This window comes from Streptomyces sp. Tu 3180 (assembly GCF_009852415.1).
In the GTDB taxonomy this organism is placed as follows: domain Bacteria; phylum Actinomycetota; class Actinomycetes; order Streptomycetales; family Streptomycetaceae; genus Streptomyces.
Map to the genome: position 1 here is coordinate 183,003 of NZ_WOXS01000001.1, position 21,958 is coordinate 204,960.

Here is a 21,958-nt window from a genome sequence, read left to right on the forward strand (position 1 = left end):
CTCTCCGACGTGCACCAGACACTGGTGCACAAGGACCGGATCTCACGACCTATCGTCCCATGACGCAACAGCTTAAGGGGAGTTGAACCGCTAGGCTCGGCCCCCTAGGATACGCAAGTCCACAACAGCTTGAGGGGGGATGAGAGTTGAAGGGCTGGATCCGTTGGCTTGTCGTCGTAAGCATGGTCGTCATCGTCTTCTGGTTGGGTCTCCTGCTGGGCCGTTGGCTGCCGTTAGGAGGATCTGAGGACGAATCCGCCAGATGGACTGTTGCCACCGCCCTCGCAAGCGCGTTGTCAGCTGTAGTCGCCATGCCGCTGGTCCGATGGGCAGAGAAACGCCCGGAGGGTCGCCAGCCGTCGAAGGAGCTCTGAGGTGCGCTCCCGCGACGTACGGCACCCCTGCGCGTGCGCGGCGTGCACCGGAGCGGGAACGTGAACCTGGCCTGATACGAGTTCCACGTATCATGCGACTGTTGCTCCCCACTCTCATGGGGATGGCCCCAGCTTGAGGGGCATACCTGCCTTTTCGCTTCACTGCTCCCCGCCCCCCGCGGGGATATCCCGCAGGACCACTGTGTGCCTTTGGCTCTCTGTCCTGCCAGTTCACGTCACCTCCAGACCATCCAGGCGGCTGTACCGGAGCGAGAATCCTGCCAGCCGGGTCTGACAGTTCTCATTGAGAGCGAGGATCAGCTGGTCGGAGAGCCAAGGGCTTTCCTTCCCCTGCCACTTGGGCAGATACAGCCGCTCTAGCTCCTCGATGGCCCGGTCCATGGTCTCGCCGGAGAACTGCAAGGGGAGCCGTAGCCCGCAGCTCGCGGCCGTACGGGCCGCGAACCGCGTCGGCGTCGCGTCCTGCGGCAACTCGAGGCCTGCGCGCTGCCGCCCTTTGCGGTCCGGCTTGAGCCACGGCAGGGTGGCGAGGCTTCCGTCACCGCGCCGCTGCACGACGACGACCTCCAGACTGTCCCGGCTGTCGCGGACCTGAGCACGCCCGGTGGAGGTGTCGTCCGTGTCGCCCACCCCGGCGGCGACCCAGCCGAACAGCGGCCGCCCCGGCTTGCCGACATCCCCCAGACGGAACACGGCGGCGCGCCCGGCCTGGTCGTCGCGGTGCCGCTCGAACAGCTCGCGCGCCTCCTTCAACGCGTCCTGCCAATGGTCCGGTCCGATCGGGTCTTCCCCGTATGCGCTCTGCACGAGCGGGCTGATGTCCGCCGGGAGCCGTACCGGCCGCCGGGACCCGCCCTCCAGGTGGGGGAGGAGCACCGCGGCCGACCGCAGTAGGGCGTACCTTCCGTACACGGCGACCGACCCCCGCACCGGGGCAGGCACGTCCGCCGTCCAGTCGGCTCCCGTCACCAGACAGCGCGCCGTCCGCAAGGGCTCAGGCCGCTCCCCTTGGCCTCGTCCGCGCTGGTGGCGGTGCAGGCGCCCCATGCGCTGCAGGAGTAGGTCGACGGGGCACAGGTCACTGACCAGCAGGTCGAAGTCGACATCCAGGGACTGCTCGGCGACCTGGCTGGCCACCACGATGTGCCGACCCGTCGGCCTGTCGTCCGTCTTCTCCGAAGGCCCGAAGAGACGGAGCAGTGTGCTGTCCTTGTCCGCCCGGTCGAGGTCGACGAAGCACGAGTGGGCCACGGTCACGTTCTCGGCGCCGAACCTGTCGCGCAGCACGTGGGCCGTCTCCAGCACCCGCTTGACCGTGTTCCGGATCACCAGCACGCACCCGCCGTCAGCCAGTTCACTTTCCAGCCGGTCGGCGAGGACGTCCAGATCGTCGGCGAGGCGCTCCACCTGTACGGTCGTCGACCGGCCCGATGCCTGCGGGCTTCGGGCCAGCGGAGTACCACCCGGTGCGACGGCGGTCAGCAGCGGATACGCGTCCGATGCGGTCGTGTCCCCGGGAGCGACCGCATCAGTACGGCCGGAATACGCCGCGACGAGTTCACGTCTGCGTGAGGCCGGCAGGGTCGCGGACAGCACCACCACCGGGACCCGGTACGCGCCCAACCAGGACAGCACCCGGTCCAGGTACACGCTCATGTACGTGTCGTAGGCGTGCGCCTCGTCGATGACCACGACCTTCCCGGCCACGGCGAGGTGCCGCAGCGCCAGGTGCCTGCTCTTCAACCCGGCGAACAGCAACTGGTCGATGGTGCCCGCGACGAACGAGGCCAGCATGGCCTTCTTGCGGCCACGCAACCAGGCGTGCGCCACGAGCTCGGCCCCCGCGCGGTGCTGTTCGTCCAGCCTCTGCCGGGGTGCGGGCTCGGATTCATCCACGCCAACGGCCACGACCTGTCCCGTACGGGCCATCAGGCCGGCGAAGTCCTCATTGAGGGCTGCCTTGGAATGGGCCAGCTGCACCGAGCGGCGTGAGCCGGCCACCCCCGGCAGCCGATCCAGCCAGTCGAGCAGGCGAGGGAACATGGCATTGCCGGTGGCCATGGTGGGCAGGGCGAAGAACACCCCTCCCGCGCCCGAGCGCGCCGCGAAGATCTCGGCCACGGCGAGCGCCGCCTCCGTCTTGCCCTCGCCCATCGGCGCCTCGACGATCATCAGACCGGGTGCTTCCATCTCCCGGGCGAGTGCCACGGCCGCTTCCTGGACAGGGCGTATCTCCGCTCCCGTCGGCAGCTCGAACCGGGAGGTGAACAGCTCCTCGGCACTTCGGTCCGGTTCTTCGGCCCGCCAGGGATCCGGCAGGTCCAGTCCCTGCCAGGCCACGGCGAGACGCTCCTGGTCATCGCGGGACGCACCATCGGGGAAGTACGGGAAGAGGTCCGGGTTGCTGGCGATCCAGTCGGAGACGATGACCAGCGCGGTGAGCAGCACCTGCACCGGCTGCGGCAGCCTGACCGTCCGCCATCCCCCCAGCCTTTCGGCCACACCGAAACGCTCGGCACAGGCGTTGAGCAGCTCGGTCTGCACCTGCCGCCAGACACGGCCGCTCGCACCAGGAGTGCGCAGCAACTCCTCATGCTCATACAGAGCCTTGATCTGGCCGTGCTCGGGCGGCACACCGTGATGTCCGCCCACAGCAACCGTGAACTGCCCGGTCCGGTTGGGCGCCCACCCGTGTCGTTCCTCCAGCCACTCCCCCAGCAGCACCTGCCCGGCCAGACCGTGCGGCGCGATCCGACGGTCCGGCCCCATCGCCCTCGCCGAGCGCATCTCCAGCCCTCGACCGCGCATCACGTCGGCGAGCTGATCGACCTGACACGCGAACGCCGGAGTGGCCTTCCCGATGTCGTGCACACCGGCGAGCCATACGGCGAGGGCACGTGCGTCCGCCTCACCCTGCGGCAACGCCTCGGCCACCAGCCTCCGCACCCCTACCGGCAACCACCGGTCCCACAACAGGCCGGCCACCGCAGCACTGTCCTCCATGTGCCGCCACAACGGCAGCCAACCGTCGGTGTCACGATCATGCTTGGCCCATACCGACCGAGCTGGCTCCCCAAGCCGGCGCAATAGGTCGGAACGAGGGCTCCCCCCATCGCTCATGGGTGATTGATACAGCGAAAGCTCGGCTCCGCACACCAAAACGAGCAAACAGAAGTATCCGCAGGAAAACAGCACCTCCAAGCCGTACGATGATCGGCTCACCTTCGAGTCAATGAGAAGCGCCTACGAGACCAGAAACCCCCGCCATGTCCCATTTGCCGGAAACTGTATAAGTTACTGAAAGCACGTCTCCGCAGCAATAAAATCCCAGGTCAGGCAGTCTGCTCCCCGCACCCGCGGGGATGGTCCCAAAGCCGGTGAAATTATCACGGCCAGAGTTAACTGCTCCCCGCACCCGCGGGGATGGTCCCCTCGGGCCGGATCGAGACGTAACCGCGTCCGACCTGCTCCCCGCACCCGCGGGGATGGTCCCAGCACTTTCAACGGCACTTCAACGGCACTCGTCTGCTCCCCGCACCCGCGGGGATGGTCCCGGAACAACCGGCTGCGCTCGGCTGCGCGACACCTGCTCCCCGCACCCGCGGGGATGGTCCCTCGCCGAAATCCACGGGGTGAGCGTGTCGACGCTGCTCCCCGCACCCGCGGGGATGGTCCCCGGCTCGCCATCTCCCGATAGGTGAGCGGCGGCTGCTCCCCGCACCCGCGGGGATGGTCCCGACAGATGCGGGCGACGCCCGCTGAGCTCCGGCTGCTCCCCGCACCCGCGGGGATGGTCCCTGGCCCGCGTCCACCCATCGGAGAACGGTCCGCTGCTCCCCGCACCCGCGGGGATGGTCCCGGCCACGGCCGCACTCATCGCACATCGTTCCCCTGCTCCCCGCACCCGCGGGGATGGTCCGCCTTCCTGCCACACCGTGGCCGGGCCGTCCGGGCGTCCGTCCTCCTGCTCCCCGCACCCGCGGGGATGGTCCCACGGCCGGCATCCCCAGCAAGCGCGGGGGGAACTGCTCCCCGCACCCGCGGGGATGGTCCCGCGCGCCGGAACGCCCTCGGCCCTGCTGAACGCTGCTCCCCGCACCCGCGGGGATGGTCCCGACAACCCGCAGGCCAGCCTCGCGACCGTGACCTGCTCCCCGCACCCGCGGGGATGGTCCCGTTCCGCCCCAGAACGGGGCGAACAACGGCAACTGCTCCCCGCACCCGCGGGGATGGTCCCTCAGCGCTTCCGACTTCCGTCACGTGACGAAACTGCTCCCCGCACCCGCGGGGATGGTCCGTCGCCGCCCGCTGGCTGATGGGTGAAGCCGTGCTGCTCCCCGCACCCGCGGGGATGGTCCCGGTGGCGCGGCACGGGCGGCCACCACTTCCAGCTGCTCCCCGCACCCGCGGGGATGGTCCCGCCCTCGTTGCGCGTCCCCATCATGAAGGAGCCTGCTCCCCGCACCCGCGGGGATGGTCCCGCCGGCCTGGCGCAGGATCTGCCGGACGCGGACTGCTCCCCGCACCCGCGGGGATGGTCCCCAGGTCGGCCAGCGAGACGTCGAGGACGTGGGCTGCTCCCCGCACCCGCGGGGATGGTCCCAACGCCCTGGCCGCCTGGCGGGAGGACCTGGCCTGCTCCCCGCACCCGCGGGGATGGTCCCATCTACCTGGGCCTGCCGATCCGCACGCTCGGCTGCTCCCCGCACCCGCGGGGATGGTCCCGTCGGCGTGTTCGCGGCCGTGGGCGTGATGTTCTGCTCCCCGCACCCGCGGGGATGGTCCCGTCGGCGTGTTCGCGGCCGTGGGCGTGATGTTCTGCTCCCCGCACCCGCGGGGATGGTCCCGACTCCACCGACAGCGCGGCGCGGCTGAGCATCTGCTCCCCGCACCCGCGGGGATGGTCCCAAAGCTGGCCAGGGCCACGAGGCCCGATGCTGCTGCTCCCCGCACCCGCGGGGATGGTCCCGCCGAATGCCGATACAGCGCGTCGGCCGACCTCTGCTCCCCGCACCCGCGGGGATGGTCCCCTGGGCGGCGTCCTGCGGGCGGCCGGCCGCAGCTGCTCCCCGCACCCGCGGGGATGGTCCCCCGGGCGACGTCGACGTGTGGCCGACCTGGACCTGCTCCCCGCACCCGCGGGGATGGTCCCGTCGCCACGCTCGCCGAGGAGGCGCAGAAGGCCTGCTCCCCGCACCCGCGGGGATGGTCCCAGCCACCCACCCCCCGCCGGCCGGGAGCCGGTCTGCTCCCCGCACCCGCGGGGATGGTCCCGCCCCGACGATCTTGTCTTTCAGTGTCGTGCCCTGCTCCCCGCACCCGCGGGGATGGTCCCTGGGCCAGCTCGCCCGAGGACAGGTCGTGCCACTGCTCCCCGCACCCGCGGGGATGGTCCCCAGGAAACGGAAACCGGAAACCACTACACAACCTGCTCCCCGCACCCGCGGGGATGGTCCCAACCCCCGCACTCCCGTAGGAGGCGGGGGCTGCTGCTCCCCGCACCCGCGGGGATGGTCCCGGCGGGCCAGGCCCAGGCTCGGGCGGGGTCCACTGCTCCCCGCACCCGCGGGGATGGTCCCGTCGGGTTGGTGTTGAGGGTGACGGACGTGGTCTGCTCCCCGCACCCGCGGGGATGGTCCCCACTGCACCCGGAAGGACCAGACCCTGTGAACCTGCTCCCCGCACCCGCGGGGATGGTCCCCCGGTGTCTGCGGCGGCAAGCTCCGCAATGGCCTGCTCCCCGCACCCGTGGGGATGGTCCCACCACGCGCCGCACGCTCGGCAACGGACCGATCTGCTCCCCGCACCCGCGGGGATGGTCCCCACACCCGGCGCAAGGTGCTGGAGCTGCTGAACTGCTCCCCGCACCCGCGGGGATGGTCCCAGCTCGCGGCCGCGGAGACGACGCTCCGCCGGCTGCTCCCCGCACCCGCGGGGATGGTCCCACCAGCACGCTCCTGGTGTGTGACCTCCCCGGCTGCTCCCCGCACCCGCGGGGATGGTCCCTTCAGGTCCTCGAGGGCGCTGTTGTAGCCGTCCTGCTCCCCGCACCCGCGGGGATGGTCCCTACCAGCTCAACGCGATCAAGACGAAGCAGCTCTGCTCCCCGCACCCGCGGGGATGGTCCCGCCGCGTTGCGCAGCATCGGCGGCCGTCACCTCTGCTCCCCGCACCCGCGGGGATGGTCCCACGATCCTGTACTTGGGTATCGACTGGAGCGACTGCTCCCCGCACCCGCGGGGATGGTCCCGGAACCCGCAGCTTCGCAAGCTGCTGGAGCTGCTGCTCCCCGCACCCGCGGGGATGGTCCCCGCCCGTCAAACCCCGAACCCAGCCCCGAAAGCTGCTCCCCGCACCCGCGGGGATGGTCCCGACGCCCAGGCCCGCGCCACCCACCACCTCACCTGCTCCCCGCACCCGCGGGGATGGTCCCCTGTCTCTCTTCGAGGAGGAGCGGGCTTACGACTGCTCCCCGCACCCGCGGGGATGGTCCCGCCGGAGTCCACAGCCCTGCCCCACTACTTCCTGCTCCCCGCACCCGCGGGGATGGTCCCACGTCCCCGGCGCGCAGGGTGAACTTTCGCTCCTGCTCCCCGCACCCGCGGGGATGGTCCCGCCCCCAGGCTCGTGTTGAACGCGGTGATGGCGCTGCTCCCCGCACCCGCGGGGATGATCCCTGAACCGGGCCGCGGGTGCCGGTGAACGGAGACTGCTCCCCGCACCCGCGGGGATGGTCCCAAGGCGGGCCGGTGGCGTATCGTCCCCGCCCTCTGCTCCCCGCACCTGCGGGGATGGTCCCCATCGGCGCCGAACCGGCCGGGGCGAGCGGGTCTGCTTCCCGCACCCGCGGGGATGGTCCCTTGTCGAGCTTGGCGGGACGGGTCTTGCCGTTCTGCTCCCCACACTCGCGGGGATGGTCCCACTACCTGCACGACGACGGCCGAATCGATGCGCTGCTCCCCGCACCCGCGGGGATGGTCCCACTACCTGCACGACGACGGCCGAATCGATGCGCTGCTCCCCGCACCCGCGGGGATGGTCCCCAGCCCGGTGACGGGAAGTTTGTTCAGCTTGACTGCTCCCCGCACCCGCGGGGATGGTCCCGGGATCCGCTTCCTGTCCCGGACCGCGTCCCGCTGCTCCCCGCACCCGTGGGGATGGAGGCGGTGCAGGGGCCGCGGCCATGGAGGGCGAGCGACTGGAGGGTGTGGTTGCCGGCGAGCACCACCAGGTGGCCGTCCGGGAGTGGGCGGGCGATCAGGAAGCGGTACTGCCCGCTGGTGCGCAGGCTCTGCAGGATGAGGCGCACGTCGCCGCGGCGGGCGTTGCCCAGGTAGAGGGTCAGCTCCTCCAGCGTCACCTCTTGGGTGCGCACGCACGTCGCCTGTGACATGGGCTTATCCCCCTGCTCGGTGTCCTGGGCGACGGAGAAGGATAAGTGTAAGTTCCGCTGCCGGGCCCGGTTGCGGGCCCGGCTGGTCAGGTGCGGCGGGCAGCGCGGCGGGCGTCCTGCTCGGCCTGCCACTGGCGGGAGATGCGTCCCTTCATGCGCCGGCGGAAGGCGGGGATGTTATTGGAGGGGATGCCGACGGGGGCGGGGCCGAGGACGGCCAGGAGGCCGCTGTTTGGTCGGCGTCTGCGACCGCCGGGAGTCGATGATTACTCCCGACGACAATTGCGGTTACGTGGGCATTCGCCTTAGGTGCCCTTTTGGCCAGCTTATCCTAGATCGTGCGAATCCAACCTGGAACTGCCATCATGAGCGGCGACAGCGTTTGGTCGCTGCCCACCCAGGTCCAGCGAAGGGCGACGGCATGTCCGATCAGTCCGTTCAACCAAAAAACGACCGTCGTCTCACCAGGGCCGAGCGGATCGTTGCCGGTGCAGTGGGAGCGGTCATTCTAGTCATCGCCTTGGTCCTCGTCGTCAAACCGCCCGATCACCGGGTGGCGCTGCAGCAGTGTCGAAACGCCGCTGCGGGATGCATCGTCTCCGTCGACAACGACCTGACTACATTCGCTGTCGCCCTGGCTGCCCTGGGGACGGTCGCAGCCCTGATCGCGATCCTCGGTATTCGGTTTAACACGGTTAAGGCCGTCGGTACGGAGCTGGGTCGCGTGGACACCGAAGGCCTGGCCTACGTCCCCCCACCGGCCAAGGAGGGGGCGGCCGATGCCGTACCGTCTCAGACCTCACCGGACGAGCAGTCGGCAGACCAGTCGATCAGTGTGGAAGTGCGACAGGGCCTCGGTACGACGCTCGGCCGGGCCCCGGTTGCGATCACTCACCTCACCGAACCGATGCCTTCGGTGAACCCGCTACTTCTGCGTGACTACCGATCGGCGCGCAAGGAGGCCCAGTATGGGCACTTTCTGACGCATGTCCTCAACCCGGCTAGGACTCCGGGACAGCGTTATTCCGTTGCGCTCCGAGTAACCCCTGCCAGGAACGCCACCGAGAAGGTGCGGTCTGCATCGTTCTTCTTCGGGAAGCACTGGGGGGACAAGGTCTTCGACGGCCAACGCGGAGCGGACGGACGAGTCGGCATTGTCACCGAGGCCTATGGACCTTTTCTCGCGCTGTGCCAGGTCGAATTCGAGAGCGGCCGCCGCATCCTGCTGGACCATTACTGCGACTTCGACATGGGCGAGTTGCTGCACTAAAGGGCGTTGCAGAAGGCCGTGAACTGGGCATCTCCGTTGTATGGCTCGGGTGTTGAGGGCCGAGCGGATGCGGGTGGAGACGTTCACGGGCCTGCGGGCGGATCAGTTCGGTCGGCTGCTGAGGGCGGTGCGGGAACGCGGTGGCGAGGACTGCGGGCGGGGTCGCCCGTGGCGGCTTCCGCCGGCCGAGCGGGTGCTGCTGGTGGCCGTGTACCGCCGCACGAACCTCACCATGCGGCAGCGCGCCCCACTGTTCGGCGTCTCGCCCGCGACCGTGTGCCGAGCGATCCAAAGGCTCGGTCCGCTGCTCGCGCTCGAGCCGGCCCGGGCCTCCCGGGAAGCAGCCGAGCGGCTGTGGATCGTGGACGGCACCCTCGTCCCGGTCCGCGACCGCAAGATCGGAGCGTCCTCTCGTGACTCCCGGTTCTCGGCGAGCGTGCAGGTCATCGTGGACGCCGAGTTCCGCCTGGTGGTGGCCGCGGCCCGGCCGGTGCCCGGCACGACCGCGGACGCGAAAGCCCGGCGGGACTCCGGCCCGGCCGAGCACTGCGAGGGCGTGACGGTGCTCGGCGACGGCACCCACATCAACACCGGACTGATCGTCCCGCACCGCAAATACCCCGGACGACTCCCGCTCAAAGACGAGGAGGAGGACAACGCGCAGCATCGCAACGTCCGCGCCCGCGTCGAGCACACCTTCTCCCCCATGAAGAACCACGAGATCCTCCGCGACCGCCGGCAACGCGGCGACGGCCTCCACCACGCCGTCCAGGCCGTCGCCCGCATGCACAACCTCGCCCTCGCCGCATGGACCGGCAGACCAGCCACCCGCTCCAGCCCGCGCGATCACGGCCTTCTGCAACGCCCTTTAGCCGGATGAGTCATCTCCGCACCGCGCGGAAAGCAGACTGCCGACATGGGTCAGCACCGTCTGTGCCACCCTTCGATGCCGCATGCCGACGTACTGTGCGATCTCAACCAAGTCCGCGACGTTGCCTCCATGCCCTGATTTTCAACGGAATCACCCGACTGGAGTGGAATATCGCTTGTTAAACGCTGTCCCTCGCCGCTCCGTCAACTCGCCCGGACCGACCGCAAGATCAATCATCAGATACGGTCTAGTTGTTCGATGGTCAGACGCGTCCCTGCGGTCCTGCAGGCCAGCGTAAAATCGGCCGTGCCTGCGAGTGCAGGGGCTGCACTCTTGCCCCTGCCTGAAGTCGGCAGTTGCTCCGGGTTCACTCGAGGCTGGTGGGCGCTACACGCCGCCTGCGATCAGCGAATATCCGGGTTGTATATTCGTGATCGGGCCGACGTTGGCGTATTTACCACTGGTAAGCGTTGCCGTATAGGCTGTCGCGGTCACCCCGTCACTCTTATAGAAGACAAGACTGTCTGCGGTGCGTCCCACTTTGTGCCAACCAGGCGTATTTCCTAGCGTCTGCAAGGGGCCGACCTTGCCATCTTTCGCGGTCGCCACCACGAAACACTGCTCGTTCGTTGTGGCGTTGAGAGTCCACCATCCGAATAGGGAGTCCTTGGTCCCGGCCATGGCAGATAAGTTGCCGCCTGCGCTCCAGTTGCCTTCTGCGTACCAGACACCGTCAGGCAGCGGAACGTTCCCCACATGTTTATAGAGCCCGTATGTGAGGGTGCCGTATGCCAGTTCCCCGCCTTCCAATTTCCCTATTTCTTTCCACCAGGAGCGACTGAAGCACATGGTGTCGCAGGAGCCAGCGATGGACGACCAGCCGACGCGGAAGTCTGCGTATGAGCGCACGTGTTGGTACTTGCCTCCCCAGAGTATCCCTGTACCCGCGTGACCATTGTCCTTGTTGTAGAACAGTGCGGAGTCGCCTGTAGCCGTCACGCTGTGCCACCCTGGATTGAAGGTGTTGTAGATGTTGACCCGGGTGTACTGGCCAGCCTTGAAGGTTCCCGTCTCAGCGGTTCCTCGGTTCGCATTGTAGAGAAGTAGGGAGTCCCGGCTAGCGGCGGCGTGAGTATACCCGACCGGCAGAGTGAGCATGTTCTTCTGCTGCCATTTTCCGGACGATAAAATTCCTGTGATGGCAGAGCCTGTTCGCTCATTGTAAAAGAGAAGTGAGGAATTTGACTCCGAGTATTGGCAGACTGGCAGGGCGACGGCTTTTGCTATGGGGTTCCCCATGATTTTTCCCGGTTGGTTGTGTCTGGTCGTGCCGCGCCACCTCGGGGCGCTGAGAGGTTTGAAGTGTTCATCCTGAGCGAGGAATGCATGCTCTCTCTTCCACGGTACGTCGATGCTGCGGTGCCAGCGAGGCGAAGCCGGAGTCACTAGAGACCGACGAGGGCTCCCGCTGTTTTCCGGTTCGGAGCGTCGTCGAACGCTGCTTCAGCAGGCTCAAGCAGTTCCGGGCTGTGGTCACCCGCTTCTGCAAGAAGGCTGTCCGCTACCTCGCTGGTCTCCGCCTCGCGTCACTCATCCTCTGACTTCGCGAACAGTAAACCTTTTCATCCTATGCTGCAGGAATGAAATGAGCTGGTCAGCGGGGGCGGTAACGGGGCAGGGCCCCTCGTCATTGGCGTGGTGATTCTATTCAGCATGTCGGCGACCGGAGGGGCCCTGTTGGTTACGTGTCCTGCCATGCTCGACGTCTCCCATGAGCTGGTCGAGCACGTCTCCTGGCTCATCCTGTGCCGCTCGAAAAGTCATCGGCCCAGGTGGGAGTGGTGCGGTTCGGTCCTGGAATCGGGTCCGTGTGATCGTGTCTTTGCTGTACAGGGTGGTCCGGAGGCTGTTGTCCGTCCCGTCGGTGCTGCTGCGTGATACCCGTGAATGGCGCCGAGCTGCTCGTGCTGCGGCGTGAGAACGCAGTTCTGCGTCGGCAGATTGCCGGCCCGGTCCGCTACGAGCCGGCGGACCGGTTCTGGTTCGCTGCCCTTTTTGGGCTGATATCCCGGCGACGTTGGCGCGGGGTCTTCCCGGTCGCCCCAGGCACCTTGCTCGCCCGGCACCGCGGGTTCGTCGCTGCCAAGTGGGATTACACCGCACGCCGACACGCCGGACGCCCGCCCACCCGAGGGGCGATCAGGACGCTTGTTCTGCGGCTGGCCCAGGAGAACTCGCGGTGGGGGCACAGGCGGATCGAAGGGGAGTTGGCCCGACTCGGGCATCGGATCGCTGCCTCGACGGTCTGGGAGATCCTCAACGTCGCGGGCGTCGATCCGGCGCCGCGTCGTGCCGGTCCAACCTGGCGCGAGTTCCTGGCCGCCCAGGCCGAGGGGATCATCGCGGCAGACTTCTTCCACCTCGACACCGCGCTCGGCACGAGGCTGTACGCACTGGTGTTCCTCGAGCACGGCACGAGACGCCTGCACATCACCGGAGTCACCGCCCAGCCCACCCGGGAGTGGGCCGTGCAACAGGCGCGGAATCTCGCCGCCGACCTGGGCATGCGCAGGGAGTCCGTGCGGTTCCTGCTGCGTGACCGCGAGGGCAGGAACGGCGCGGCGTTCGACACGGTCTTCGAGGCCGAGGAGCTGGAGGTGATCTTGAGTGCCCCGCGGGTTCCTCGGATGAACGCCCACTGCGAGAGGATCATTAGCAGCATCCGGCGCGAGATGCTCGACCACGTCCTGATCGTGAACGAGGCCCACGCCCGCCAGGTCCTGGCTGCCTACCGGCGGCACTACAACGCCCACCGACCTCACCAAGCCCGACAGCAACTACCGCCTGATGCCAAGAAACGGCCCGATGCCACAGTGCACGACCTCAACGCCCGCCGAGTGCTGCGGACCAGGATCCTCGGCGGCGTGATCAGCGAGTACCGCTATATCGCTTGACCGGCGACGATGACTTTTCGAGCGGCACAGGCAGCGGGCTCGGTGTCGGACGAGCATCCCGGCAGGGCGCTCAGGGCGGTCAGGGCCAGAGCTGCGATACCGGTGCGCACGGTGCGCGGGGTCATGAGGGCGTCTCTCCTGTGAATCGTGGTGTCCGCGCTGGGTGGCTGGCACGGCTGGGTCGGAACGGTGGGTGCGACGTCTCACTCCGCTCAGCGCATCGGCGTGAGATGTCGCACCTACAGCGCGTTGCGCTCCGTCGTGTTCGGGCCGTTGAGCAGGTCGTTGATGAGTTGTTCGGTCTCTGGTTCGGGTGAGCAGTCCAGGGCCCGGTTGATCTGTTGGATGCGGGAGATCGCCGTGTGTAGCCCCGACCGGTTTCCGGCAGCGGCCTCGAGTCGGAGCCAGTCTCGGTAGATCAGTTCTGCTGCGTCGTCCACTTCCAGTCCGGTCGCCACGGCTTGCCGGGCCGCGTTGAGGTCCTGGTGCGGGCCGGCGGGGGTGCGGTGGGTGGCCACGGTGTGGGCGATGTCGATGATCCGGGTGGTCATCTCCTGGGCGAGGGGCTCGGCCCACGGCAGGGGTTTGCCCCCGAACGGTTTGCCTTGTACCAGCGTGAGTGCCTTCTCGAGATCCGGCAGTCCTGCAGGGCCCAGCGGCAAAGCGTGTTCGATGAGGTGGAGGAAGCGGGTCCAGTCGCAGCGTACATGGGGAGAAAGGCGGTAGGGGTCTTCGCTGTGGCTGCGGCGGGGGACGTAGGGGTTGCCGTCTGGGTCGTTTCCCAGGGAGCGGCGCAGACCCTGCAGCCGGGCGTTGAGGGTGCTCGTTGACCAAGGGCTGTCGGGGTCCATGCTGGTGCACAGTTCGTCGGCGCTGCGGCCTCCCCTGAAGTAGAGCAGGGCAGCGAGTTGGGCGGTGCGAGGGCCGTGGCCGCTGGGCCGGACGCCGGTGACATCCACCGGTCCCAAGACCCTGACCTCGGGCCCCTGTTTCTGATCAGCGCTGTGGTCGGATGTGTTCTGCTCGGGATACGCGCTGCCGATCGGGGCGGTGTCCCCGGCTGGGCCACCTCGTCCTGTTCGAGGGAGTGCGGTGGGGCACCGTGTGGCTTTGAGATCGGCTGAAGCGGCGGGCCGGACGGCTTCTCCCTCGGGCAGGTCGGCAGTGGTGGAGGGCGGCGGGGTGGTCTGAGAGGCCGCGGCGTGCAGGGCGGGAAAGACTTTGTCACTGTCGTTGGCGTTGTGACCGGTTGTTTCCGTCCCGGAGACTTCACCGGTGCCGATTTTCCTGCCGGTGGGAGTGATGCGCCGCTGTGATGCTGGTCGGGCAGGTAGCGGTGTGCGGGCATGAAGGCCGTCCGGCCTCTGCGGCTGGTCCGGCTGCGCGGGCTGCACGGCGGGCTCGAGGGCTGTGGTGAGGCGCTGGTAGGCGTGGTCGGTGAGGCGCTGCACGGTCACTGTGGCATTGAGGTGGTCCAGCGGTTGTGGTCTGTCGAGTGAGGCGTTGAGTACCAGTGCCTGGGGGAAATGCGGGGCAGCGGCATGGACCGGGGCGATGAGGGTGAGCGGGAGAGGTGCGGCTTTGTCGGCGAGGTCGGCAATGTGGGCGGCGAGATCATCCTTCAGGGGTTGTGCGCTGAGCAGCAGGTGGGGCCGGTGGCCGGGCTGCGGGAGCTGGCTGGCTTCGAGAAGTCGTTCGTTCATCTCGGGCACGGCATCGGTGGCCCGCGGCAGGTGAGTGGTGCGCGGGACGGGAGTCAGGTGCGGCAGGTCCTCGCCGAAGCCGACGTTGATGATGTCGGTGTCGGCCGCCCAGGGGCTGGTGATGAGTTCCAGGGCCAGCGCGGTCAGGACTTCCCTGACGCGCGGTAGGTCGCCGTCGAGGAGCAGAGCGGGCAGGTGGGCGAGGTTGAGCAGCAGCAGCGTGTCCTGGCCGTCTGCCGCGGTGGTGCCGATGGTGGCCAGCGCCGGATACGGGGCGGGCACCGTGCGGGCGGTTTCTTCGTCCAGCAGGTCGGCGTCGCCGGGCAGCTGCCACCAGCCGTCAGATCCGGCTCTGAAGGGCTCAAGGGGATGCCGGGTCTGGTTCTCGGGCAGGATGGCGAGGGTGTGGGCGCCGATGCGCGCGGCCTTGAGCTGCGGCAGATCCTGCTCGCCGTTTGCGGTCAGGCGGTGGGCCAGGGTGCGCAGGGCTGTGTCCAGGCGGGCGAGGCCGTCCGGTGCGGCCGACGGGTGAGCCTTGAGCGTGGCTTTTGGTGTGGTGCCGGTGCTGGGTGTGCGGCGGCGCTGCAGCAGGATGCGCGCTGCAAGAGCGCTGGCGACAGCGGCGGCCAGGAGGGCGAGAAGGCCGATCATGGTGCGCAGATGAGGCCCGCGGCGTCCTTCGGCTGCTGGCTGGGGTGTGGCAGTGCCGCTCGGCGGGGTGGCGGCGGACGGCTGCGGGGAGACCGGCGCGGAGGTGTCCGGCGTGCCTGAGCCGGCGCCGCTGTGTCCGGTGCGGCCCGGCTGAGGGCGGTCGGCCGGCTGATGGGCCGGGAAGGGCCGGGGTTGGGGTGGAGGGCTGGCGCTGCTCGTGGTGATGACCTGGGTGAGGCCGAGATGGCGCTGGTCGAGGTCGAGGATCTTAGGCCGGGCCAGCCGGTGGTGGGCGGGCAGCTGCAGGTCCGGATCGCGGGGGTTGAGAGACGGGGCCGGTGCTGCGGACGGCGGGGGTGCGGGCGCGGTGGGCCCGGTGGGAGAGGCTGAAGCGGGCAGTGTGCCGGCGGCGACGACAGCGGCCGCGACGCAGGTGATGAGCTGTGTGGTGATGCGGCGGGTGGGGGAGGGCGTCATGGGGTGCTCATCCGGAGATCGGGATGGAGGCGGTGTCGAACTGCGGGAGCTGGAAGGTGACCTGGCGGGTGCGAGCCGGCGGCGCGGGGAACTGCATGTAGACGGGGATGGATTCGCGCGCTTTGAGCACGGACAGGCCGGTGGTGGTCAGCGGGTGTCCTTCGGTGTCGCGCAGCACGTAGTAGCGCTTGCCGCCGGCGAAATCCACGAGGGTGGCGCCACCGAGGGAGGGGCCGTGCTTGGCGATGTCGGGCTCGTTGCCCGACAGGTGAGCCGACACGATCGTGGTGGTGGCTGCGGTGTTCGCCAGTGTGCCGCGCACTGTGATGAACCCGCCGGTGTCTCGCAGTGCGGAGGTGAGGGTCAGGCGCAGGTGGCGCGGACCGTTCAGGGTGGCCAGGGGCGCCGACCGCGGGCTGGCGGAAAGAGCAGGGCTGGCGGTGGGGCGGTCATGGCCGGCGCCGGTCAGGTCGGGGGAGGGTCGGGTCGAGCAGCCGGTGATGCCCGTCAGCAGTCCGGTCAGCACTATGAGCAGCACGGTCAGGCGCCGGGCGGCCCGGGCTGTGGCGGCCCGGCTGGTGAGGCCTGCCGCTGCTCGCATGGAACGGCTACTGGCACGTCGGCGGTTCGGTGCTCTTACGCCGCGCAGTGCGGCGGCTGGCTGCTGTCGGGGGGTGCTGCAAGGTGGCGGCGGTGGCAGGCGTCGGGCGGGCTGTGCGGCGCCCGTTGACCGGTGGAGGGGTAGGTGCGTCATCACAGCTCCCTGGGGCGGGGCCAGACGGTGATGACGTCGCCGTCGAGGGTGACGTGCCGGCCGGGGAAGCGGCGGCGCACCAGGGTTAAGTCTTCCAGGTCGAAGTCGCCGCCGTGGGAATGCACCACCCACGCACTGTCCATGCGCGTGATCGCGCGGGTGCAAGCCGGCCAGCCCTTCTGTGGCGGTCGGTTGATGATGTGAACGGCAGGGACGATGTGCATGACGTGCCTTCTCCAAATCCGTGAGAAGTCAGGGGAGTTGTGATGCGTGTGGGATGTACGCGCCAGCAATCTAAAGTTCGCCTATGCAAATTTCAAGGGTTTGTCGATCGTGCTCCCCGGTATGTCTCGGTCGGTGGGCACATTCCGGCCACCTGTGTGATCCGTCGGCCGCGAAGGCGCCCAACAGGGCATGTCGTGCGGCTTTCGGGTGGATGTCGGCTGCAGGGCAGTGCATAGACGGTCGAGTGCTTGCCCTCTGTTCCAGGTCGTGCAGGTGCCAGGAGTCTTTGCCGGCGACCCGGCCCCGTCAGGCAGAGTCTTCACGGATGCACATCCAGTGAGCGGGCAGCGGGCCTTCCCGTCGTACCCGTGCAGGTCAGGGGAGGGGAGGGAGTGCAGATGGCCAGGGCAGTACGGCTAGCTGGTTCCGCAGATGGGTCGACCTGGATGGTGTAGCCGCTGGTTCTGTCCGGTGCGGTCCCGTCTCGGCCCTTGACCGTGAGATCCCGCCGGTCAGCGGTGTCCATGCGGCTGCTCTCGATCCGCGGTAGGGCGGACAGCCGCGCGGCGCCGGGAAATCCCGAGTCAGCCGTGTGCCCTCGCTCGTCAGGCACCAGGCGCGTGTCCGCTTGAAGCGTGATAGCACGACATAGCCGATCAGGCCGTGGCGGCGCAGCCGGTTGAGCGGCTGGGAGGCAGCTTGGCGAGCGGCGCCAGCCGTAGGAGGGTTTGGAGCCGACTGGTGGTGCCCATGCGGTGCAGGGGCGAACACGGTGAGCGGCTGGTGCGACAGTGGCCCGGTGGTGGGCCGCGACGGCATGACTGCGGCGGCCGTCACGGTGGTCACGGCGGTTGCAGTGGTGGTCACTGATACCCCCTCGGCTGGTTGCGGCCTGCTACCAGAACGGTGGCAGCGTGCTGGGTGAGGAAGTCGCCCACCCGGTGGAGCTGGCCGGCGGCCCGGGCCGTGAGCTGCTCCAGCGGGGCGGCGCCGGCCACCCTTCGGGCTGAGCGTTCGAGGGCGGCCGCCTGGTGCGGGCGGGCATGGTCGGCGAAGACGTCGTCGAGGTGGGGGCCGGTGATCCGGACGGGTCCGATGCGGCGGCCGTGGATGGTCAGTGACATGTAGTGCTCGTAGCGGTCCAGGGCGGCGACGACGTCGGGGCCGGGGCTGTCGCCCCACTCCGAGGTGATTGGAGCGACGGCGGACTGCGAGCCCGCGGTGGAAGCCAGCGTGGAGGCGTTCTGCACCAGCGACAGCCGCACCGCGATGGGCAGGCGGGCGAGCAGCTGGGTCATGCCGTGGACGTGGACCCTGTACTTGCGGAAGTCCTCGAACATGCTCGCGATGGTCTCCGGGGCCACACCGGTCAGGGTGATCAGTTCGTCGAAGTACGCTCGGAACGGCACCCGCCGGTCCTCGGGGACATCGCGGCGGGAGCGCACCGCGCGCAGCAGGTCGCGGGCCAGGAGGGCGGTGATGAGCCGGTCGGTGGGTCCGTTGCCGCCCGGGCACACCCACACGATCATCCGGTCGTCCATGGCGGCGCGGATGTTGTAGACGCCGGCCGGTTGGCCGAGGAAGACGCGGGTGACGGGGTTGGCGGCCAGCCGGGCGATCGGGTTGAGGACCACGGCGAACGCGTCCGGCGGCAGCGTCGGGAAGACCACCTGCCACCAGGAGCGGGTCTCCTCATCCAGCCGGCCCTCCACCGCCGCGAGCGCTGCTTTGCGGAACGGGGCGTCGGTGAGCAGGGCCCGCACGTGGAAAACCGTCGCCTGATCCTCCGGCCGTCCGGCCCGGCAGGCGGCCTCGTTCACGGCCACCAGCACGGCCACAGCGGCAGTGAGGATGGTCAGCGCGCGGGGAGCGCTGGCATCGTCCCAGCCCAGCGCCGAGGCGTAGGCGTCGGTGACGGCTTCGACGACCTCGTGCGCCACCTGGCCCTGGTGCATGCCGATCGGGTTCCAGGAACTGATCTGCGGGGCGGGCCCGACGGCGTTCAGGTCGATCAGTGTGATCCGCTCGGCCAGATGGTCGTGGGCGAGGAATGGCATGGCGCGAGGCCAGGAGTCGCGGTGCGGGTCGAGGAACAGCAGTCCGCCGCCGGCGTGCGCCCAGCCGATCGCCTGGGCGAGGGCGCGTTCGGTCTTGCCGCCGCCGGCCTTGCCGACCCCGACTTCGAACAGCGTCTCGCGCGCGTAGGTGGCGACCAGGCGCCGTCGTCCGTCCGGTGCCCGGTAGATGCCTTGCAGCAGCAGGTCGGGATTGCCGTGCTGGAAGGTCGGCAGATCGGAGGCGAGTAGCGGCAGACGGCAGTGCACGGTGGGTGGCTTGAGCAGACCGGTCAGCTCTTCCAAGCGGACCCAGTTCGCCCGGGGCGGCTGGCAGTGCCCCAGCGCCCAGCGCCGCTCGAAACCCCGCCTGCTGGGCCAGCGGTCCGCCCCGAACCGCCAGGGGCCCAGGCGCCAGCCGCGCATCGCCCACCGCGCACCACCACCGAACACATCGAGGGCGGCCTGGAGCTGGGCGAGGCGGGCGTGGGCGCGGCCCTCGGTGTCGGAGGCGCACATCACCAGCAGCTGCACCCGCACCAGATGGTCGTCCTCGGCGAGCTTGCCCAGTGCCTCGGCCGCGTCCACCCGGCGCGGGACGGGCGGCATGACCAGGCGGCGCCCGCCCGCGCCCCCACCCTGCTTGCCGGTGACCAGCTGCTGCAGCTGCCAGGTCAGGGAGTCCTCGATGCCGCTGGCGTCCTGCCGTATCCAGCGGGCGGCCCGCTGCGCCTCGCGCCGCTCGACGCGCCGGGCCTGAGCCATCAGCTGCACACGGTGCGAGCGCAGTGCCCACTTCGGAGCACGCTGGATGTCGAGGCGCACCTCGGCCAGATCCCCCAGCTCCGCGCGCAGATCGGACACTGCGTCGACCAAAGGCTGCAGCGGGTCGGGCTCGAGGGGCACCTCGCGCAGCGGCGCGGTGGGCCTGCCGCGCAGCACGAACTCGGCCCGCACCACATGCTTGCGCGGCTTGTCCCTGAGGGGAGAAGCCTTCTTCACGGTGACGTCCGGTCCGAACGGGGTGATCGACAACAGCCGCTGCGCGCCGGCCGGTCCTTCGATGCGGTAGCGCAGCGGGCTGGAGCCGTCCGCGCGCAACCGGATCTGCACCGTCTTGGACCGGCGCGGCGCCCACCAAGGCATGGACGTGGAGGCCCGGGCCAGCTGCACCCCGCGGCGGAAGATCTCCTCCAGCGACGGGTTGAAGTGCCGCGAGGGCACCAGCTCCAGCGCCATCTTCTGAGTCGAGGCCGCGCGTGCCAGGCGGCGCACCACCAGCTCGCTCACGGCCCAGCCGATCAGGGCGGCCGTGGCGGGCACCCACCAGTAGGTGATCAGCCAGCCGGCGATGTGGGCGAGACCAGTGAGCAGACCGAACACTTCACCGGGGGCCGATGCGGCGGCCTGACCGCTCAGATACGGGGCTGCGGAACCCACGAGGATGCTCCCTTCGGCGAAGCGGTGCGGGTGAAGTACAGGTCGGTGATGCGGCCGTCGCTGTAGGTGTCGCCGCGGTCGGTGCCCGCCCACACCAGGTGCACCACCGCCCGGTCCGGGCGGCCGGCGCGGCGAGCGACGGCTGCCTGGACGCGAAACCGGGCGGTAGAGAATGCCGGCGCCAGGCCCCGGCCGGAGCCGGGGAAGACCTCAGGCCACCGCTCGCGGCCGGTCCCGGTGGCATCCGCGCGCAGCAGAGCACGCCCAGCCGCCAGCAGCTGCCGCTCATCACCGGTCGGGAGGTCGGCCGGCCACGCGGTTTCGAGGGCCTGCTGGATGGCCCGGTCACCGGCCGCGCCCTCCCCACGCGGCGGCAGCATCGAGGCAGGCGCTGATGGGCTCGGTGCAGAGGCAGTCGCGCGAGCTGAGTGGGCAGCCGACGGGGCACCGCCGCTGAAGTGCTGGCTGGCGGCAGGCCCTGAGGAATGCTCGGGTGAGGTGGCCGGGGCGGTCGCTGCATCCGCAGGGGCTGGTGCACTGGGTGGGTGCGGTATGGCCAGCAGGGCAAGCCCGGCGGCGGCCAGGACCGTGGCAGTGAGTGCCAGTAGGCGCGGCGAGCGCGGCGTGTGCGGTTGTGGTGAGGATGGCGTCATAGCAGGCGGGCTCCTCCCGCGTAGCCGGACATCGCGTCGACCGGGTCAACGCGGACGACGGCGCCGGGCCGGGGGGCGTTGATCATTTGGCCGCCGCCGAGGTAGATCCCGACGTGGTAGATCGTCGAGTCGAGGCCCGGGGCGTAGGCGTAGAAGACGAGATCACCCGGTCTCAGGGCGCTGGTGCCGTTGCTGGCGGGGATCCGTCGCCCGACGCCGGCCTGGGCAGCTGCGGTGCGCGGCAGGCGGATCCCGGCCTTCGCGTACGCGTAGGTGGTCAGGCCCGAGCAGTCGAAGCCCTTGATGGCCGTGCCGCTCTTGCCGCTGGGGGAGCAGCAGATCCCATAGGAAGGGCCGCTGGCGTTGCCGCCGCCCCACGAATAGGGCACGCCTCGCTGGGCGAGGGCCGCCTCGATGACGGTGCGGACCTTGCCGGAGACGTTGTTCAGGTCGGGGCTCTTGGCGGCCGCGGTGTACTGGTCGATCCAGCCCAGCACGTTGGCCACGTATGCGTTGGAGTGGTTGTACTGGAAGATCGCTGCTTTGAGCTGGGAGCGCTGGCCCAGGTTGCGGCCGCCTCCGCACAGGTAGATCGCGGCACCGAGCGCGGCATCGTCGGCATTGTGGGGATCGGCCGTGCCGTCACTGCCTGCGTCCTTGCCCACGCCCTCCCAGGTGGAGGGCAGGAACTGGAATGGTCCGACCGCGCGCTCCCCGGATGCGGTGCCGTCGTAGCGGCCGTTGTCGGTGTCGGGGAAGACGGTGGTGTTGCCGCCGGCGCCGGAGCCGTTGAGGAGGACCCCGTAGATCTTCGGGCGGATGTCCCCGTCCGCGCTGACGGTGCGGCCGGTGGCGTGGTTGGACTCGACCTTGGCGATCCCGGCGAGGATCGGCCAGCGCATGCCCCGGCACCGGGGCACATGCCGGCCCACCCGCTGCACGGCGTTCTTGTACGCGGCGAGCATGCGCGGCGGGATGTCCGCGGCGGTGCCCCCGTCGTCGATGGCGCCGTCGCCGTTCGTGGCGCTCTGCAGCGCGACGTAGGCGCTGATCGCGTTCGAGACCGGAGCGGCGCAGCACACCGCGGACAGCAGCACCACCACACCGATGCACCCCCA

The 21,958-nt window shown here is 69.4% G+C and carries 11 protein-coding genes, 4 pseudogenes and 1 CRISPR repeat array; of the genes and pseudogenes, 6 read left to right on the forward strand and 9 right to left on the reverse strand.

The annotated features are described in order from the left end of the window. Positions 1–605: 605 nt before the first annotated feature. Entirely contained in the window at positions 606–3,515 is a 2,910-nt protein-coding gene (gene cas3, locus GL259_RS00855) for a CRISPR-associated helicase Cas3' (RefSeq protein WP_159528416.1), read from the reverse strand. A 221-nt stretch (positions 3,516–3,736) separates the two neighbouring features. Next, a CRISPR array of direct repeats spans positions 3,737–7,560; the repeat unit is 29 nt; unit sequence CTGCTCCCCGCACCCGCGGGGATGGTCCC. Between the two features lie 18 nt (positions 7,561–7,578). Between cas3 and GL259_RS00860 the strand changes: the two genes are divergently transcribed. Further along, the gene (locus GL259_RS00860; RefSeq protein ID WP_159528314.1) at positions 7,579–7,785 is read left to right on the forward strand and encodes a hypothetical protein; all 207 of its coding nucleotides are present in this window, start codon (positions 7,579–7,581) and stop codon (positions 7,783–7,785) included. An 89-nt stretch (positions 7,786–7,874) separates the two neighbouring features. Here the strand turns inward: GL259_RS00860 and GL259_RS38180 are convergent. Next, positions 7,875–8,012 (reverse strand): annotated as a pseudogene (locus GL259_RS38180) (hypothetical protein); the annotation flags it as partial. 197 nt (positions 8,013–8,209) lie between these two features. On the opposite strand from GL259_RS38180, the gene GL259_RS00870 reads away from it, so the two are divergent. Together GL259_RS00870 and GL259_RS00875 are read left to right on the forward strand one after the other, a co-directional pair. After that, a complete protein-coding gene (locus tag GL259_RS00870) occupies positions 8,210–9,058 on the forward strand; it encodes a pYEATS domain-containing protein (RefSeq protein ID WP_159528316.1) in 849 nt (282 codons plus the stop codon). 40 nt (positions 9,059–9,098) lie between these two features. Continuing rightward, a pseudogene (locus GL259_RS00875) lies at positions 9,099–9,863 on the forward strand (transposase family protein); the annotation flags it as partial. Positions 9,864–10,316: 453 nt separating this feature from the next. Here the strand turns inward: GL259_RS00875 and GL259_RS00880 are convergent. Beyond that, positions 10,317–11,228, reverse strand: a complete 912-nt coding sequence (locus GL259_RS00880; RefSeq protein ID WP_159528318.1) for a hypothetical protein — start codon at positions 11,226–11,228, stop codon at positions 10,317–10,319. A gap of 182 nt (positions 11,229–11,410) precedes the next feature. Between GL259_RS00880 and GL259_RS37915 the strand changes: the two are divergent. From GL259_RS37915 to GL259_RS00890, 3 genes and pseudogenes are all read left to right on the forward strand, one after another. Further along, a pseudogene (locus GL259_RS37915) lies at positions 11,411–11,530 on the forward strand (IS5/IS1182 family transposase); the annotation flags it as partial. A 112-nt stretch (positions 11,531–11,642) separates the two neighbouring features. Further along, positions 11,643–11,732: pseudogene (locus tag GL259_RS00885) on the forward strand (IS5/IS1182 family transposase); the annotation flags it as partial. Between the two features lie 140 nt (positions 11,733–11,872). Next, positions 11,873–12,883: an integrase core domain-containing protein gene (locus GL259_RS00890; protein ID WP_347814602.1), complete on the forward strand. Its 1,011-nt coding sequence runs from the start codon at positions 11,873–11,875 to the stop codon at positions 12,881–12,883. 239 nt (positions 12,884–13,122) lie between these two features. Here GL259_RS00890 and GL259_RS00895 read toward each other — a convergent pair whose 3' ends face one another. The 6 genes from GL259_RS00895 to GL259_RS00915 all read right to left on the reverse strand — a co-directional run bounded on the left by GL259_RS00895 (position 13,123) and on the right by GL259_RS00915 (position 21,943). Continuing rightward, positions 13,123–15,714: a hypothetical protein gene (locus tag GL259_RS00895; protein ID WP_159528320.1), complete on the reverse strand. Its 2,592-nt coding sequence runs from the start codon at positions 15,712–15,714 to the stop codon at positions 13,123–13,125. 7 nt (positions 15,715–15,721) lie between these two features. Then, positions 15,722–16,315 carry a hypothetical protein gene (locus GL259_RS00900; protein WP_159528322.1) on the reverse strand — a complete coding sequence of 198 codons (594 nt, stop codon included), beginning with the start codon at positions 16,313–16,315 and terminating at the stop codon, positions 15,722–15,724. A gap of 152 nt (positions 16,316–16,467) precedes the next feature. Further along, positions 16,468–16,596, reverse strand: a complete 129-nt coding sequence (locus GL259_RS39245; RefSeq protein WP_279578613.1) for a hypothetical protein — start codon at positions 16,594–16,596, stop codon at positions 16,468–16,470. Between the two features lie 960 nt (positions 16,597–17,556). Beyond that, positions 17,557–20,187 (reverse strand): ATP/GTP-binding protein, encoded by a 2,631-nt coding sequence (locus GL259_RS00905; protein WP_159528324.1) that lies wholly within the window; start codon positions 20,185–20,187, stop codon positions 17,557–17,559. Continuing rightward, entirely contained in the window at positions 20,163–20,567 is a 405-nt protein-coding gene (locus tag GL259_RS38185) for a hypothetical protein (protein ID WP_243762154.1), read from the reverse strand. Before GL259_RS38185 ends, GL259_RS00905 begins: the two co-directional genes overlap by 25 nt. Before the next feature lie 269 nt (positions 20,568–20,836). Further along, positions 20,837–21,943 carry a bifunctional lytic transglycosylase/C40 family peptidase gene (locus GL259_RS00915; RefSeq protein WP_243762155.1) on the reverse strand — a complete coding sequence of 369 codons (1,107 nt, stop codon included), beginning with the start codon at positions 21,941–21,943 and terminating at the stop codon, positions 20,837–20,839. Positions 21,944–21,958 lie beyond the last annotated feature (15 nt).

Coding starts and splice junctions, on each gene's coding strand:
- cas3 (WP_159528416.1), bottom strand. CDS start 3,515: ATGAGCGATGGGGGGAGCCCTCGTTCCGACCTATTGCGCCGGCTTGGG.
- GL259_RS00860 (WP_159528314.1), top strand. CDS start 7,579: ATGGAGGGCGAGCGACTGGAGGGTGTGGTTGCCGGCGAGCACCACCAG.
- GL259_RS00870 (WP_159528316.1), top strand. CDS start 8,210: ATGTCCGATCAGTCCGTTCAACCAAAAAACGACCGTCGTCTCACCAGG.
- GL259_RS00880 (WP_159528318.1), bottom strand. CDS start 11,228: ATGGGGAACCCCATAGCAAAAGCCGTCGCCCTGCCAGTCTGCCAATAC.
- GL259_RS00895 (WP_159528320.1), bottom strand. CDS start 15,714: ATGACGCCCTCCCCCACCCGCCGCATCACCACACAGCTCATCACCTGC.
- GL259_RS00900 (WP_159528322.1), bottom strand. CDS start 16,315: ATGCGAGCAGCGGCAGGCCTCACCAGCCGGGCCGCCACAGCCCGGGCC.
- GL259_RS38185 (WP_243762154.1), bottom strand. CDS start 20,567: ATGCTGCCGCCGCGTGGGGAGGGCGCGGCCGGTGACCGGGCCATCCAG.